The sequence below is a fragment of the Lentimicrobium saccharophilum genome, assembly GCF_001192835.1.
GTDB lineage: Bacteria > Bacteroidota > Bacteroidia > Bacteroidales > Lentimicrobiaceae > Lentimicrobium > Lentimicrobium saccharophilum.
Map to the genome: position 1 here is coordinate 704,263 of NZ_DF968183.1, position 17,066 is coordinate 721,328.

A 17,066-nucleotide genomic window follows, 5' to 3' on the forward strand; every position below is an offset into this window, starting at 1 on the left:
CAAATGGAAGAGAATAGTTTGAATAACGGATCAGAAGAATTTCAGCCGGAGGAAATTCCGGAAGTACAATCCGGAGCAGATCCGGCCGAGATGCATAAAACTGTCCACCTTTCGGGCATGTATGAAAACTGGTTTCTGGATTATGCTTCATATGTCATTCTGGAAAGGGCCGTTCCTGAAATTATCGACGGATTGAAGCCGGTACAGCGCCGTCTGCTCCATGCAATGGATGAACTTGATGATGGTCGTTATAACAAAGTGGCCAACATCATCGGTCACACCATGAAATACCACCCGCATGGCGATGCTTCCATCGGCGATGCGCTGGTTCAACTGGGGCAAAAAGACCTGCTGATAGACACACAGGGGAACTGGGGCAATATACACACCGGTGACAGTGCCGCCGCACCAAGGTATATTGAAGCCAGACTGAGTAAATTTGCCCTTGAGGTCGTTTTTAACCCTAAAACAACAAAGTGGAAACTTTCTTACGACGGGAGAAATAAAGAGCCGGTTACATTGCCGGTAAAATTTCCCCTTCTGCTGGCCCAGGGTGTGGAAGGTATTGCAGTAGGGCTGGCCTCCAAAATACTGCCTCATAATTTCATCGAGCTGATTGATTCATCCATAAAAATTCTGCAGGGAAAAGATTTTGAACTGTTGCCCGACTTCCCCACAGGAGGTCTTGCCGACTGCTCCAGGTACAACGACGGCCTCAGGGGAGGTAAAGTCAGGCTCAGGGCCAAAGTGAGTCAATATGACAAAAAAACATTGATTATCAGTGAGCTTCCATTTGGCGTTACCACAGAAAGCCTGATTGATTCCATCATAAATGCCAATGAAAAAGGGAAGATAAAAATCAGAAAGATAGATGACAACACAGCTCAGAACGTCGAAATACTGATCCACCTGGTTCCCGGCATATCGCCCGACACTACCATTGATGCACTCTATGCTTTTACCGATTGCGAAATTTCGATCTCTCCCAATAACTGCGTAATCAGCGATGGCAAACCAAGGTTTCTTGGTGTAAAACAGATTTTGATAGAATCGACTGAAAAAACAGTTGAATTGCTTAAGATGGAGCTTGAGATCAGGCGTCAGGAATTACTTGAAAGCCTGCTATATGCTTCGCTTGAAAGAATATTTATTGAGAACCGGATTTACCGGGATATTGAAGAATGTACAAGCTGGGACGATGTAATTAAGACCATCGACAAGGGACTTGAACCTTATAAACCCCAGTTTTACAGGGAAATTACCATCGATGACATCCTGCGGCTCACTGAAATAAAAATCAAGCGGATTTCGAAATTCAATGCTTTTAAAGCCGATGAGCTGATTAACAATCTCAACGATGAGAAAGCCCAGGTGGAACATTACCTTGCCAATCTGACCGAATATGCCATCGAGTATTTTAAGAACATCCGGAGAAAGTTCGGAAAGGGACGGGAAAGGCGCACCGAACTGAGAAGTTTCGACAATATTGAAGCGGTGATGGTTGCCGCAGCCACCCAGAAGCTTTATGTAAACCGGGCGGAAGGCTTTGCAGGTACGGGCCTGAAGAAAGATGAATACGTTTGCGATTGCTCCGACATTGACGATATTATCGCGTTCAGGGAAGATGGCACTTTCATCGTTACAAAGGTCGCTGAAAAGGTGTTTGTAGGAGAGCACATCATTCATATCGACGTTTTCAGAAAAAATGATGAACGTACCATCTACAACTTGATTTACCAGGATGGCAAAAACGGAGCAGCTTATGTGAAACGGTTTGCGGTTGTGGGCATCACGCGTGACAAAGAATACAGCCTCACGAAGGGAACTGCCGGATCAAAAGTCCTTTACTTCACCGCTAATCCCAACGGGGAAGCAGAACTGGTGAAAGTAAACCTGAAGCCCAGGCCTAAACTGAAAAAGCCGGTCTTTGATTTTGATTTTAGCGAGCTTGCTATAAAAGGGAGAAATTCACAGGGCAATATTCTTACTAAATATGCAGTGAAAAAGATCAGCCAGGCTGAGGCCGGCATATCAACCCTGGGAGCCCGCGACATCTGGTTCGATGATTCAATCCGCCGGCTGAACACCGAAGGCCGCGGCAGGCTGATGGGTGCATTTTCGGGTGATGATAAAATACTCGCCATTACACAATCAGGGCATTACCGGCTTTTCAACTTCGACCTTGCCAATCATTTCGACGAAGACCTTTTGATTATTGAAAAGTTTAATCCGGAAAAGCCTGTCAGTGTGGTTTATTTCAACGGTGAAAAACAGTTCTATTATCTCAAGCGGTTCCTGGTAGAGCCATCCGACAAGAAAACAGATTTTCTCGGCGAGGAGCCTGAAACAAAGCTTGTCAGTGTTTCAACAGACTGGCTGCCAAGATTCAATATCGTGTTTGATGATAAACTGAACAACAAGGTGATCGATAACATGGAAATTGAAGCTGCCGGATTTATTGATGTGAAGAGTTACAGGGCTAAGGGTAAAAGACTTACAACACATGCAGTGAAGAAAATAAATCAACTTGATCCCCTGCCTTACATCCCTGCTGAAGAAATGGCGTCCACAGTTCCACCGGTAACAGATGAGGGGCAGGAAACCAGGGATATAGAATTGCCGCCCCGTGAACGCAAGGCTCCGCCCGACGAGGATGCCATTCAGATGACCATAGATTTTTAAAATTCATAAAACTGTTTAAAAAAATGACTGACAACAAAGTTCTTGATGTTACAGCCGATGTTAAATGGATTGGAGTGCTAGACAAAGACATTGTAACGTTTGACGTGGTAATGGAGACACAATACGGAACAACCTACAATTCTTATTTTATCAATGCTGAAAAAAAGGCCGTTGTAGAAACGACCAAACTCAGATTTTGGGAAACCTACGAGCGAAAAATCAGGCAGGTCTGTAATCCGGCTGAAATCGAATATATTATCCTCGATCATACCGAGCCGGATCATTCCGGCAATCTGGCAAACCTGCTCAGGCTTGCTCCTGAAGCCACCGTTGTTGGCAGCGGGAATGCGCTCAGGTATCTGAAGGACATGTTTGGCTCTGATTTCAAATCGATGCAGGTTAAGGACGGAGACACCCTCTCGCTGGGCAACAAAACACTCCGGTTTTTCAATGCCCCCAATCTCCATTGGCCTGACTCCATATATACCTATCTCGAAGAGGATAAGGTATTATTTACCTGCGATTCCTTTGGTGCACATTACTGTTCCGAAGCTATGTTCGATGACCTGGTTGGCAATTATGACGATGCCTTTAATTATTATTTTGATGTCATTCTTAAGCCATTCAGCAAATTCATGCTGAAAGCCATTGAGAAGATCAGACCACTTGAGATTTCTGCTATTTGCACCGGTCATGGCCCCATTCTCAGGAGCAACTGGAAACGTTTTGTTGATATGTCAGAGAAACGCGCGCTGGAAGCTATTGAGAATCCTGTAAAGAACAGGGTCTTTATCGCCTATGTATCAGCCTATCATAATACCGGTGATCTTGCCGGCCACATCGCCGAGGGTATCAGAGAATCAGGTGATCTGGAGGTCGAGGTCATGGATATTGAAAAAGCCAGCCTCGGGAGCATCGACGAACAACTTGCCAAATCTTCAGGGATATTACTGGGATCACCAACCATAAACCAAAATATTCTCCTCCAGATTTACCAGGTTTTTGCACTGATCAATCCCATCCGCGACCGCGGTAAACTGGCCGCTGCTTTTGGTTCCTATGGCTGGAGCGGAGAAGGTGCATCGCTGATCGAGTCCAACTTCAGCAATTTAAAACTGAAACTTTTTGATGAAAATTTGTTTATCAGGTTTTCACCGGATGCTTCAGAAGAAGAAAAAGCCAGAACTTTTGGCCTGAAATTCGGGAAAGCCATGGCTGAGAACCTGAAATGCAACAGTAACGTTTAAACATGCTTAAAAAACTGCATTCACGGATCATAGTGCCGGTGATTCTGTTCACCGGCCTTATCTCAATGCTATCCTCTTGCAGCATCGAGCGAAGGCTTGCAGGTGAATACCTGAGCAAAAAAGAAACAACATCCGTATTGCTGATCTCCCCTGACATAGTTTTCAAAGAAGGTTTTAAGGTCCCAGATTCTTTAAACATTGATTCACTATCAAAAGAAAACAGGAATGTCCTGCTGCTGCAATATACCGAGTTAATTCAATATATCAGCGATTCAACATTCATTGACGGATATATGAACGGACTGTCTTTCGGGCTGAGACAATTGGGATATAAGGTGTTTAAAGATTATAACTCACATACGTTTCTTGCTTCGGGAGACAATCGCATCATTGTAAACCTGGCCCAACTTCAGCTGGAAGAGTATTATATTCCGGTTAAAGATCATGCAAGTTTCAGCGACGACGAATTGTACCGCTATGAATTTTACATCACCGGAATCAATATTAACAGCTGGTTTGAATTGTCAGGCTTAAACCACGCTGACTCTTTAATCAGGGTGGTATTTAACAGCGAAACCATCAGTGATTACTCGGAATCTGACTTCCGCTATTTCCCTCTTACCGGGGAGGTAAAATACCTTTATTCGGTTGACAGCTTAAGAATTCCGGATGTTTATGAAGCAGGAAGGAATACGGGATATCTCAACGCGGGGAATTTTCACAACTATTTAATAAACAGACACATAAAACTTAATATGCCGAAAGGGCAGACACCTGCAAACATTATTGTTTATGACCGGGTTTCCGGAGTGCTCCGGAAAAGCAAGTCATTAGGCTTTACAGAAATCCAATAAACGAAAATTTCTCTCAATACAATCATACCTGGCAAATTCACAGGCAATAGTTTACGCCGGCAAGCCGGTTTACCCCGCTATATCCATTCCGCCAGATAAATGCAAACAGCCTGAAAAGTCAGATTTACGGCCGTAATCAGAATAAAATCGGGAGGGACAGTTTATTAACGGTTGCCGGACCGCGAATAGATACTATCCCAAAAAGTGTGTAAAGTGAGATTTTTCTAAATTTAAGGTTGCGAAACTTAAAAATTTAGAAGATGAAAAACCTACACTTTACACAAGAGCAAGTTACAAAGATTTTGGAAGAAATCGCCATAAAAGAGAATGGTTTACAGGAATTACAGAAGCTCAGCCTGGAAGCAATGATGCGAGCAGAACGAGAAGAACATAACGCCACAAATGGCGATATGAGTAATGGGTATAGACCTCGAAGGACATTTGGTCGGGGAAAAATTATTGAGCTTAGAGTGCCACGAAGCCGAAACGGGCAGTTTTACCCGATACTATTAAGCCTTTTACGTGATCAGGAAGAAGAATGCCGCAAACTTGCCTTTAATTTATATGGTGCTGGATTAACCACAGAGCAAGTAGGCCAGATATTTGGCGATATCTACGGAAAAGAATACAGCACAAGTCAGATAAGCCGCATGTTCGACTATGCCCGCAATGATGTACAGACATGGTTACAACGTCCTTTAGAGCCGTATTATCCCATTATAATGATAGATGCTACCTTTATCTATACCCGACGAATTGACCATGTTAGCAAAGAAGGATATTACACGATTTTGGGAGTCAGGGCCGATCGAACCCGGGAGGTGCTTGCAGTAATTAATTTCCCGACTGAAAGTGCCAATGCTTGGGAGGTCGTGCTACAGTCACTTAAAGAAAGAGGATTAAAAGAGATTGGGTTAATTGTATGTGACAGCCTTACTGCTATTGAGGATTCCATATGGAGACAGTTCCCGGAAACTGAGATTCAACTTTGTGCAATTCATCTGCAACGCAATGTAAACAAACACATTAAGCCTAAAGACAAAGCGCTGGTTGCAGAAGATTTAAAAGAAGTGCTGAGAACTGGAGATCGCAATGATACCGTTGAGAAAGGATATCAACGATGGCTAGAATTCTGCAGTAAATGGGGGAAATACTATCCGTCGATAAAAAGGATGGGAGAAAATAACCGCTATAAATTAAATTTCACCTACCTCGGATATGATTATAGAACCCATAATATGCTTTATTCTACCAACTGGATAGAACGGCTCAACAGAGACTATAAACGAACAACAAGAATGCGCGGCGCTTTACCAGGGCCAGATGCCACTATTCTTCTTTTAGGATATGTGGCTATGACCAGATCAGCATACCAAAGGAAGATCCCTAAGATTGATTATGAACAAAACAAATTTCACTGGGAAGAATGAATGGCAGCTCCACTTCGGCTACGCCTTCGTTCCGCTGCCATTCATTCTCAATTGAAACAAAAAAAATGAATACCTTTGAATTTAGAAGAAGAACTCATTACACACAAAAAGGGATACTACCCGCGAATAAGGTGAAACCGAAAATTCTGCAAAGTCTCTTTTCAGAAATTTAAAATAGCCTGCAATTGCAATCATTGCCGCATTATCCGTAGTAAACTGAAATTCAGGTATAAACGCCTGTATTACGCCCGCTTCCTGTTGTGCCATAAATGCCCTGCGCAAGGCCGAATTTGCTGAAACACCTCCGGCTACCGCCACCTGTCGTATGCCGGTTTGCTCCACAGCCTTCAATAATTTCTCCATCAGGGATCCGACAATTGCATCCTGAATGGAGGCGCAAAGGTCCTCCTTATTCTTCTCGATAAAATCAGGATCTTCCTTTAATCTGTCACGCAGAAAATAGAGAAAAGAAGTCTTGAGTCCGCTGAAACTATAATCCAGCCCGGGAATGTTGGGTTTTGAGAAACCAAAAGCCCTCGGATTTCCGGTTTTGCCGAATTTATCTACCAAAGGCCCTCCAGGATATGGCAAACCCATGATTTTAGCGGCCTTGTCAAAAGCTTCACCGGCTGCATCATCGATGGTCTGTCCGATCACTTCCATTTCAAAGTAATCATCAATCCGTACAATCTGGGTGTGACCGCCCGAAACAGTGAGACACAGGAAAGGCAACTGCGGCACCGGCTCCTCAGATAGCTTTGGCCTGATAAAATGAGCAAGAATGTGAGCCTGCATATGATCTACTTCCACCAGCGGAATATTCAAACCGTAGGCAAAAGATTTGGCAAATGAAGTACCAACCAGCAGTGAGCCCAGCAATCCGGGTCCGCGGGTAAAGGCAACGGCACTTAACTCTTCTTTTCTGATTCCCGCTCTTTGAATGGCTTCATGGATTACGGGAATTATATTCTGCTGGTGCGCACGCGAAGCAAGTTCAGGCACAACTCCCCCGAAGTTGGAGTGAACCTGCTGATTGGCAATAACATTCGAAAGAACTTCAGTATCACTCAGAACTGCCGCTGATGTATCATCACATGAAGATTCTATTCCAAGGATATAGATTGGCATAATTTTTCGGATAAAACAACTGAAAGTTCACCGTCATCGCTGAAAATCTGCTTATGCGGTTAAGTCTGTAAGCTGATTTTTATGACCTTTGCAGGTTATAATCAATCATTTCAGAACCGGTAGGAACAACAGGTGAATTCTAACGCTGCAAAGTTATCAAAAAGACACTTCAAATATCAGCCCTCACCCTTGTCATCCTGTTGATGTCGCTTACCTTCATCTACGGGTTATTCCGGACATCTTACGTGCAGACAAGGCTTGTGCAGGTAGCTGCGAATTATCTTTCGGCTGAACTTGGCACAAAAATCAGCATCGGCGCGATAGATATTTCATGGTTTTTTAATGTTGTGCTCGAAGATGTCCTGATTAAAGACAGACATAACCAAAACCTGCTGAAAGCAGCCCGCATAAAGGTCCGCCCGGGAAAAATAGATCATAAAAGACGGTTTCTGGCTATTTCTGCAATTAGTCTTGACAAGGCGGAAATCAACATTGCCCGATACGCCTCCGACAGTCTGATGAATTACAGTTTTATAACAGACTATTTCAGCAGCAGCGATACTGCTGCCCGGGAAACCACCGCCAGGCCATGGAAACTGGGTATTTCGGGAATACGGATCAGCGGTTCGCAATTCACCTACAACAACGGGTTGAAAGACACTGTTACTTCAGGAATTGATTATAATCATATCTCTTTATCCGGCCTGAATCTGGAAATACGCCGGCTGGCGATTTTTCCTGACAGTATCACCGCCCAGATACGCAGCCTCAGCCTGAAAGAAAAGTCCGGATTCATATTGAATGATTTTTTTACAAATTGTCTGATCAGCAAAGATTCCATTGTTGCCAGACAACTGCATATAAAAACGCCGGGGAGCGAGATTAATGTGGATTTGAAGTTTCTGCATTCCGGGTTCGGAAGTTATAACTACTTCATTGACAGCGTGAAAATGCACGGCCTTTTCGACAGGAGCACCATTCAGTTGGGCGACATCGGCTATTTCACTCCAGCCCTGGCAGGAGTCAATGAAAGCCTCAAGATTCACGGACTTGTCATGGGGACTGTATCCTCGCTGAAAGCCAGGCAATTCAGGTTCGGTTACCGTGAAAACACATACTTTGAGGGCAACATCACCATGGATGGCCTACCGGATATATCCGAAACATTTATTCACCTTAATGTCAGGGATTTTAAAACTAATTATCAGGATCTTAAGGCATTCAGGCTTCCGGGTGGGGCAAGTGCCGGCATTCCGGAAATAGTCAACAATCTGGGCAATATCAGAATCAAGGGATATTTTACGGGATTTATTAATGATTTTGTTTCAGCGGCCACCTTCAGGACAGGAACGGGTACGGTAAAGACCGACCTGAGCCTGAAAAGCGGCAATGACCAGCATATTCAATACAACGGTCACCTCACTTTATCGGAATGGCAACTGGGGAAAAGCGTGAAAGCCGAAAAATATCTCGGTCTTGTTGACCTGAGTGCCGAAATTGACGGAATGTTCAGCCGGCAAAAAGAAATCAGTGCCACCCTGGCAGGTGATGTACAACGCATCCAGATACTTGGAAATGAATTTAATGACATCAGGCTGAACGGACAGTTCCTGAACAGGGAATTTAACGGCCAGCTTACGCTGAGAGATGAATTGATTGACCTGGATTTCAACGGGCTGGTTGATCTTTCAGATTCAATTCCGCGATTTAATTTTATTTCAGAGGTTAAAGATGCCTACCTGAGCAGGCTTAACCTGTGGGAAAGGGATTCCTCTGCATCGCTCAGCACTACCATGAGTCTGAACTTCACCGGATCAAATATTGACAACCTGCTTGGAAATCTGAATTTTTACAATACCCTTTATAAAGAGGCGGGCAATTATTATCCGGTAAACAAAATTGAACTGAAAACATTCGCTTACGGACCTGGCCTTAAAACCCTGAGTCTCGATTCTGATTTTGCCAGCGCTGACTTCAGCGGAAAATTTACATTTTCGGACTTCTATTCCTCCCTGCTGAACATCGTAAATACTTACCTGCCTTCATTCCGGCCTTATCCGAAAATGGACCGGATAGTGAGCCATGAACAGCTTTTTGATTACTATGTTGTGGTAAAGGACGTCAGTCACCTTACAGAACTGTTTCTACCCAACCTGAAACTACATTCAACCGCTTACCTTTTTGGAAGTTACAATTCAACATCGAGGACTATTTTGTTAAATGGACAGACCGATCTCTTTGAATATAATGGCATTAAATTTCATAACTGGACGATCAGGGGGCAGAATACCGGAAATTCACTGGAATTAACCACCGGCATGTCATCTATTGTATTCAAGGAACAGGATGAAGAAAACGACCAGGCGCTGGGTATTGACAATTTCAGTTTTAACGCTGCAATGCGCGGTGACAGTATAACATACAACTTTAACTGGGGGAATAAAAACAGGGATATCCTTAACCGTGGAGACATAAGCGGATATTTCACTTTTAATGATCAGCCGGTGATCAGGTCAGGCATAACAAGAGCCGATTTTATCATTAACGATTCCACTTTCACAGCCAGACAAGATGGGGATATTATTATTGATAGTACATCAATTTATATTAATAATCTTAAAATCAAAGGATTAAACCAGGAATTAACGGTCGCAGGCAAAGTGTCAGAAAATTCTTCAGATTTGCTATCCGTAAAATTCGAAAGATTTGATATTTCAAATGCTGACCTTCTGTTAAATATTGACAACGTCGACTTTGACGGAATACTCAGCGGATCCCTTTCCGCGAATGATTTATACAAGACCAGGAAGCTCCAGGCAGATATGACCGTTAAAAATTTTGCTTTCAACAAGGAAATACTGGGGGATGCCAGGGTGAAGACCCGCTGGGATAATGACAGGTCGGGACTGGATATTGATGTCGGAATAATATACAAGGGTAACATCAGCACGCACACCCCGGTTTCGATCAAAGGATTTATTTATACCGACGAGGAAGCTCCACAGAATTTTGACCTCGACATTACAACACTCAACTATAATCTGGCCACGCTTAATCCCTTTCTGAAGGGATTTGCCTCAAACCTCAAAGGATATGCCAGTGGTGACCTGAAAATGGAAGGCACCTACAATCAGCCGGCTTTTTCCGGGAACCTGCAGCTTATGAGGACGCAGATGAAAATAGATTACCTGAATGTTACCTATTCTCTTGCTGATAAGGTTGAAGTTACCCCTGAGCTGATCAGTGCCACCAATGTAATGGTTTATGATTCACTCGGAAATACAGGTTTGCTGAACTTCAGTCTCAGCCATAACTATTTCAGGGATATGGTCATGGATATGACAGTGATGGCCAATAACCTTGCAGGGCTGAATACAACTTCAAAAGACAACGAACTTTTTTACGGATCTGCATTTGCTACCGGAAATGTCAGTATCAGGGGGCCGTTTGATGACCTAAGAATGAACATCCGCGTGAAATCCGATAAAGAAACCAACATTTACATCCCTATTAACCTGAATGTGGATGCAACTGAGAATGCATATATCAGGTTTGTAGACAATGAAGACGAGCATCTGAAGCCTGCGCTGTTTGAGCCGGTTACCTCCGGCGTTAACCTTGATATGTTTCTTAATGTAACAAAAGACGCCAACATTCAGCTCTTCCTGCCCGACAACATCGGAAATATAAAGGCTAATGGCAATGGCCAGTTACAAATGGGCATTGATACACGCGGAGACATCACCATGTTCGGCGATTACATCATTGAAAGCGGAACATTTCTGTTTACACTTCAAAATATCCTCAACAGGGTATTTTCAATTGATCAGGGCAGCAAAATCTCATTCAACGGCAGTCCTTATGAGGCTGACCTGAATGTAAAAGCCGTTTACAAATTACGTGCTTCCTTAAAAGGGATTCCTGAACTGGCGTCAATCCCTGAATACGCCAACCGCTCCATCCCGGTTGATTGCATCATCCATCTGAAAAATAATCTTTACAATCCGGATATCGGATTCAGTATCCGCCTGCCGGATGCAGAGGAATCGCTGCGACAGAGTGTGTTTGCTGCTATAGATACCACGAATGAAGTAGGAATGACCCAGCAAATGGTTTCCCTTCTGCTGCTGAAATCATTCAGTTTTACCGGAAATGCCGGTCTGGCCGGGAGCGTGGGATCTTCCTCCATTGAAATACTGACAAACCAGTTGAGCAACATGCTTTCACAGATCAGCAAAGATGTGGATATTGGTGTTAACTATCGCACAGGAGATGCATTGTCATCAGAAGCCCTTGAAGTCGCCCTTTCGACACATCTCTTCGATGACCGGGTAACCATTGACGGCAACCTTGGTGTAATGACCTCCGGAACCACCCAGAACACCAATAATATCATCGGAGATGTGGTAATTGATGTTAAAATAACCCGCGACGGACGATTCAGGGTGAAAGCATATAATAAATCCAACAATCCATTTGAGATCACTTCATACAATGCGAACTACAAACAAGGGGTCGGCATCTATTACAGATACGAATTCGACCGGTTTTCAGAGTTATTCCGCCGTCAACGGAAAAAACAACCCAAAACGGGCAATGATTCAAAATCATGAAGTATTCATTTATTTTAGCGCAATTTCCTGATAAAACTTGTTTAAATATTCAGAGGCATTTTTTTGCCAATCTAAAACACAGACCATGAAAACGCTTTTCGGTTCATTTACAGCAATGTTTCTGATAATTCAGATTCAAACGCACGCCCAGATTACCATAACCCGGAATGATATGCCTGTCATAGGCGACACCATCCGTGTAAGCACAGCCACGAATCTTCCGGGCATTGATCCAACGCTCACCGGCCCCGCCTACACATGGGACTTTTCTTCGCTGGAGCCGGTAAACCAAACGGTGGAAGAATATGTAAGCATCAATACCACGCCATTTCTGTATCAGATCGTCTTTAACCAGAATGTGGCCAACCTGGCTTCTCCTGTTACCGATATTGATTTTGTACCGGGATTTGATATAACCGACGCTTATGTCTATTACCGGGCCACTACCGGCAGTTATACCCGTCCCGGTTATGCCGCCACCATTATGGGCATACCTGTACCCATGAAATTCGACCAGGCTGAGTTGTTGTATACTTTTCCGCTCCAATACAATTCACCTGCCGACTCCAGTATTTCAAACTACAGTCTTGGCTTACCCGGCATAGGTTACTTCAGCATTGAAAGAAAACGGGTAAATCAGGTAGACGGTTGGGGTAACGTTACCACCCCTTATGGCACTTTTGAAGCACTACGCGTGAAATCCACGATTTATGAGCGCGACAGCCTATATCTGGATTCCATCCAAACCGGCTTCCCGTTGGTAAGAAATTACATTGAATATCAATGGCTTGGCAACGGACAGGCCATTCCACTGCTTACAATTACCCAGGAAGGCCCCCTGATGACCGCAAGGTACAGGGACCATATCCAGAATTTCAACCCACTGGTTGTTATCGTACAGGATACCACCGTTTGTAAAGGCGATTCCGTGACCCTGAATGTCAAAGTCAGCGGTGGCTTTCCTCCTTATACCTATCAATGGAGCACCGGCGAACAAACTGACTCAATCAGGGTTTCACCGGCTGAATCGACCACCTATGTCGTTTTGGTAACTGATTCACAACAACAAACCGGGATTGGCACCATTGAACTTACCGTAATCCCTTTTGAACATTTTACGCTCGGTGCCGACACCCTGATTTGTGCTGAATCTTCCATAGGATTTGATGCAGGGGACGCTTACGGATCGGTCCGCTGGTATCTGGATGGTGTGCTGGCCTCCGAAGAAACGAAGTTTGTGCTTGATTCAACAGGAATCGGGCTGAATACCATAACCCTCAGGGTTGAATATGAAACGGAAAGCTGTTCAGGATCTGATGAAATCATCATAGGCTTTTATATTTGCGGTGGAATCTCAGAAAAAGGGAATCAATCCATCAACCTTTATCCAAACCCGGCTACACAAACGATTTATCTCGACACCAAGGGATTCTCTGCTTCAGTAAGTTGTTCAATTGCGACAACTGAGGGTAAAATCATCAGAAGCTATCCGGGCATGCACAATCCGGGAAGAATTGAACTGGATGTCCGTTCAGTCAAGCCGGGCAACTACCTGATTCTGATATCTGACGCAGAGCGGAAAGGCGTTGCGAGATTTCTGAAACAATGATTGGTTCTCAATTATTTACAATAGTTCTGAAAAATCCCGGGTAATGTCAATTGCCCGGGATTTTTTGTACGCTTCTGCACAAAAACTATCCGGAATCGTACACCTTCACATTAAAACATTAGAACTGCCCTATATAAAGTACTGTATAACAATATATTATGACCTATGGCACACTTTTAGCATAATAGAAGATACCAAACACCAGTCTTCAAAAACCTATTGCCATGAAAACAAAACTTTGCACCATATCTTTCGTTATGCTGTCTTTTCTAGTGATTAACCCTACAATGGCAGGCAATTCGTCAACTTTTCCTTTTAACGGATTAAACCTTTCAACCGGAACCGACACTGCAGGTTCACTGCCCTGGCTGTACCTCAATTTACCTTTGCCCGAACCGGAATCCTATGTGGACGATATCCCTTTCAATACCCTAAAAGTGAGTGCGGCATATTTTACTTCAGTGGTTGTGCGTCCTGAAACAGAGAACAGCGTCAATGACATCCCTTTCAGCACCGAAGCAATAGCATCCCGTTTTAGACCGCTTGATGCCAGTGGAATAAAATATGAGAATGAAACATACGTCAACGATATTCCTTTTGACACTAAACGAATTGCCGCAAGAATATTAAACTGCGAGAGATACCGGCACACATCAAATCATTAACAAGCAGGCATCATTCATCGCATAGAATTCAAGCACAGGCCATCAAATGACCAATGCTTAAACTGGATCTGGCAATAAACTAAAAGATCTAATTAACCTGAAATAACTCGGAATACTAAAGGGGCTGCCCGAAAGCAGCCCCTAACTGTTTTTAAGGAGTTGTTTATCCCAGAATGATCCCGATGATGGTAGCCGACAGCAAAGAGGCCAGTGTACCTCCGAGAAGCGCCCGCATACCAAATTCCGACAGCAATACCCTTTTACCCGGCGCCAGAGAGCCGATTCCCCCGATCTGAATGCCGATGGATGCAAAATTGGCAAATCCGCAAAGCATATAGGTGGCCATAATGATACTCTTGGGGTTGGTCAACCGGGCAGTTTCTTTCAGGTCGGCAAGACTGACATAACCTATAAACTCAGTCATGATGACTTTTTCTCCGAGCAGCTGCCCCAGCATAAGGACATCGGATGAATTTACCCCGATCAGCCACATCAGCGGTGCAAAGAGGTATCCCAACAATACCTGAAGCGATAACTCCGTGTACTTCCCGCTGGTAGCGGATTCTATCATTGGATTCAGTTGCAACCACCCTCCAAGCTTTATCAGGATAAAATTGGCGAAAGCGATAAATGCAATAAAAACAAGCAGCATGGCAGCCACATTTACGGCCAGTTTCAACCCTTCAGTAGTCCCGTTCGAGATGGCATCGAGCACATTGCTGCCCACTTTGTCTTTGGTAATTTCAATGGTACTGTTGATGGGCTCTTTCTGTGGCACCAGAATCTTGGAGATAATAACCGCACCCGGCGCTGCCATCGCGGATGCTGCAAGCAAATGCTTGGCAAAAAGCAATCGCTGCACGGGGTCGGTGCCACCAAGGAAGCTGATATAGGCTGCCAGTACGCCACCGGCCAGGGTTGCCATACCGCCAATCATAACAAGCAGGATTTCGGAGCGGTTCATTTTTTCGAGATAGGCTTTAATCATCAGCGGAGATTCCGTTTGCCCCAGGAAAATATTTCCGGCTACCGAAAGGCTTTCGGCGCCCGATAATTTCAAGGCTTTAGTCATCAGCCAGGCCAGGGCGTAAACAATCTTCTGGATAACGCCCATATAAAAAAGCAGGCTGGTGAGGGCGGAGAAGAAAATAATCGTCGGAAGGACCTGGAATGCAAAAATAAAACCGTAGGTATTTGCGTCCATCAGGCCGCCCAGCAGAAACTCACTTCCCGCTTTTGTAAAATCAAGTATCTTTACAAAAATCTGTCCAACAAATTCAAAGACAGCCCGCACAGGAGGTACATGCAAAATGCTGAGCGCCAGAGCCACCTGAATCAGCAATCCGATTCCTACTATTTTCCAGGATACCGCCCTGCGGTCTGTACTGAAAAGCCAGGCTACTGCAATGAGGGTAATCATTCCCAGCAACCCCCGAAGGAGTCCGGTTAATGTAATTCCATTGCCAGGCTCCACCACTTTCTGAACTGCAACAGCAGCAGTTTCCGTTTGCTGAACAACAACACTGTCAGCAGTAACAAGGGTATCGGCGGTTAATGACCGGGCACTGATTATTGAAGCCGGCAGCATTACCGCTGCGACTAAAGCCAGTAATAATAATCTTTTGCGCATTTTGGAATGTCGTGTAGTTAATATAAGAAGTTGAAGTTTATTTTCCGGGCTTTCTTCTGTTGATGATATCCCTGAGCTGGGAAGCGCGCTCGTAATCTTCTTTTTCTATGGCTTCATTCATCATCTCCTCAAGCTCTTCAACAGTGAATTTATCATAATCATAACCTTCAGGCTGACTTCCGATGCCGCCGGTTGCCAGGTCATCAATATCCGGCTCCTCCTCTATTGAAACGCCGGCTGCTTCCAGCACCGCTTCATAAGTGAAGATGGGGCAGTTAAAACGCACGGCCAGGGCTATGGCGTCAGAAGTACGGGAATCTATTTCTTTAATGCCGGAGGCATCTTCACAAACCAGCGTACCATAAAATATCCCCTGTGCAAATTTGCTGATAATCACTTCGCGAAAAGAGATACCAAAAGTGTCGGCGAAATTTTTGAAAAGGTCATGCGTCAATGGGCGTGGAATCTTTATTTGTTCGATGTGAAACAATATAGCCTGAGCTTCAAACCCATTAATCAGGATCGGGAGCCGCCTCTTCCCCTCTGTCTCTCCCAGAATCAGCGTATACGCACCACTCTGCGACTGGCTGTTGATCATTCCCAATAACTTCAGCGCAATCTTTTCCATCCCGTAATTTTGTTCGTTTTTGGCTGATAAAAATAGGAAATATAAGTTTTTATCAAGCAATGATCGCCATAATAAAATGTTATATACATTCCGCTCATGCGCACTTCATATAAATGTATTCCGGAAATTTCACGTTATGAAGCATTTATGTCATTCAGAAACCTTATAGCTTTCCTTTTCCTTTAGTGTAAAATTCAGCAATAGTGCCCGGGTAACCGGAAAATACGGATACCTGACATGATCATCCGGGGAAAACATCACCACAGATCTTGGTGCGGAGATCAGGATAGCATATATAACCGGGGAATTGATAATTTTTACACCGACAAGTATCCGGACAGTTCCGGATTGGCTTGGGGTTTTGTAAAAAAAATCAGCAGGCCTGATTCCTGCAATCGATTGCGGAAATAACGGAAAATGAACCATTAAGCACATATACTCATCATGAAAGCAGGTCGAAAATACCCTGATTACAGTGACTTGCATAGAAAAAACATAATTTTGATCGCTAATATTTAATATTTACTTCTCTATATTTGTAAAATAAAAACCAACCCAATCAGCATTAACCAATACCATT

The 17,066-nt window shown here is 44.0% G+C and carries 10 protein-coding genes; 7 read left to right on the forward strand and 3 right to left on the reverse strand.

Annotated features, from left to right (window positions below; translation table 11 throughout):
• Window positions 1–3 precede the first annotated feature (3 nt).
• The 4 genes from TBC1_RS14790 to TBC1_RS14805 all read left to right on the forward strand — a co-directional run bounded on the left by TBC1_RS14790 (window position 4) and on the right by TBC1_RS14805 (window position 6,213).
• The gene (locus tag TBC1_RS14790; protein WP_082189654.1) at window positions 4–2,682 is read left to right on the forward strand and encodes a DNA gyrase/topoisomerase IV subunit A; all 2,679 of its coding nucleotides are present in this window, start codon (window positions 4–6) and stop codon (window positions 2,680–2,682) included.
• 23 nt (window positions 2,683–2,705) lie between these two features.
• The gene (locus tag TBC1_RS14795; RefSeq protein ID WP_062044611.1) at window positions 2,706–3,929 is read left to right on the forward strand and encodes an FprA family A-type flavoprotein; all 1,224 of its coding nucleotides are present in this window, start codon (window positions 2,706–2,708) and stop codon (window positions 3,927–3,929) included.
• A gap of 2 nt (window positions 3,930–3,931) precedes the next feature.
• A complete protein-coding gene (locus TBC1_RS14800; RefSeq protein WP_062044613.1) occupies window positions 3,932–4,783 on the forward strand; it encodes a type 2 periplasmic-binding domain-containing protein in 852 nt (283 codons plus the stop codon).
• 260 nt (window positions 4,784–5,043) lie between these two features.
• Complete coding sequence (locus TBC1_RS14805; protein WP_062037726.1) at window positions 5,044–6,213, forward strand: IS256 family transposase; 1,170 nt, start codon at window positions 5,044–5,046, stop codon at window positions 6,211–6,213.
• 81 nt (window positions 6,214–6,294) lie between these two features.
• Here the strand turns inward: TBC1_RS14805 and tsaD are convergent, their stop codons facing one another.
• A complete protein-coding gene (gene tsaD, locus TBC1_RS14810) occupies window positions 6,295–7,341 on the reverse strand; it encodes a tRNA (adenosine(37)-N6)-threonylcarbamoyltransferase complex transferase subunit TsaD (RefSeq protein ID WP_062044615.1) in 1,047 nt (348 codons plus the stop codon).
• Window positions 7,342–7,544: 203 nt separating this feature from the next.
• Here tsaD and TBC1_RS14815 point away from each other — a divergent pair, with 203 nt between their 5' ends.
• From TBC1_RS14815 to TBC1_RS14825, 3 genes are all read left to right on the forward strand, one after another.
• The gene (locus tag TBC1_RS14815; protein WP_062044617.1) at window positions 7,545–11,954 is read left to right on the forward strand and encodes a translocation/assembly module TamB domain-containing protein; all 4,410 of its coding nucleotides are present in this window, start codon (window positions 7,545–7,547) and stop codon (window positions 11,952–11,954) included.
• Window positions 11,955–12,039: 85 nt separating this feature from the next.
• Window positions 12,040–13,563: a T9SS type A sorting domain-containing protein gene (locus TBC1_RS14820; protein ID WP_062044619.1), complete on the forward strand. Its 1,524-nt coding sequence runs from the start codon at window positions 12,040–12,042 to the stop codon at window positions 13,561–13,563.
• A gap of 224 nt (window positions 13,564–13,787) precedes the next feature.
• Window positions 13,788–14,228, forward strand: a complete 441-nt coding sequence (locus TBC1_RS14825) for a hypothetical protein (RefSeq protein ID WP_137305768.1) — start codon at window positions 13,788–13,790, stop codon at window positions 14,226–14,228.
• 163 nt (window positions 14,229–14,391) lie between these two features.
• Here the strand turns inward: TBC1_RS14825 and TBC1_RS14830 are convergent, their stop codons facing one another.
• Together TBC1_RS14830 and TBC1_RS14835 are read right to left on the reverse strand one after the other, a co-directional pair.
• Window positions 14,392–15,858, reverse strand: a complete 1,467-nt coding sequence (locus TBC1_RS14830) for a NupC/NupG family nucleoside CNT transporter (protein WP_082189655.1) — start codon at window positions 15,856–15,858, stop codon at window positions 14,392–14,394.
• 37 nt (window positions 15,859–15,895) lie between these two features.
• Window positions 15,896–16,486, reverse strand: a complete 591-nt coding sequence (locus TBC1_RS14835) for a bifunctional nuclease family protein (protein WP_062045623.1) — start codon at window positions 16,484–16,486, stop codon at window positions 15,896–15,898.
• Window positions 16,487–17,066 lie beyond the last annotated feature (580 nt).

What these genes read in the sequence shown, in the direction of transcription:
- TBC1_RS14805 (WP_062037726.1), top strand. Translation starts at nt 5,044, where the DNA reads ATGAAAAACCTACACTTTACACAAGAGCAAGTTACAAAGATTTTGGAA.
- TBC1_RS14835 (WP_062045623.1), bottom strand. Translation starts at nt 16,486, where the DNA reads ATGGAAAAGATTGCGCTGAAGTTATTGGGAATGATCAACAGCCAGTCG.
- TBC1_RS14815 (WP_062044617.1), top strand. Translation starts at nt 7,545, where the DNA reads ATGTCGCTTACCTTCATCTACGGGTTATTCCGGACATCTTACGTGCAG.
- TBC1_RS14820 (WP_062044619.1), top strand. Translation starts at nt 12,040, where the DNA reads ATGAAAACGCTTTTCGGTTCATTTACAGCAATGTTTCTGATAATTCAG.
- TBC1_RS14795 (WP_062044611.1), top strand. Translation starts at nt 2,706, where the DNA reads ATGACTGACAACAAAGTTCTTGATGTTACAGCCGATGTTAAATGGATT.
- TBC1_RS14800 (WP_062044613.1), top strand. Translation starts at nt 3,932, where the DNA reads ATGCTTAAAAAACTGCATTCACGGATCATAGTGCCGGTGATTCTGTTC.
- TBC1_RS14825 (WP_137305768.1), top strand. Translation starts at nt 13,788, where the DNA reads ATGAAAACAAAACTTTGCACCATATCTTTCGTTATGCTGTCTTTTCTA.
- TBC1_RS14830 (WP_082189655.1), bottom strand. Translation starts at nt 15,858, where the DNA reads ATGCGCAAAAGATTATTATTACTGGCTTTAGTCGCAGCGGTAATGCTG.
- tsaD (WP_062044615.1), bottom strand. Translation starts at nt 7,341, where the DNA reads ATGCCAATCTATATCCTTGGAATAGAATCTTCATGTGATGATACATCA.
- TBC1_RS14790 (WP_082189654.1), top strand. Translation starts at nt 4, where the DNA reads ATGGAAGAGAATAGTTTGAATAACGGATCAGAAGAATTTCAGCCGGAG.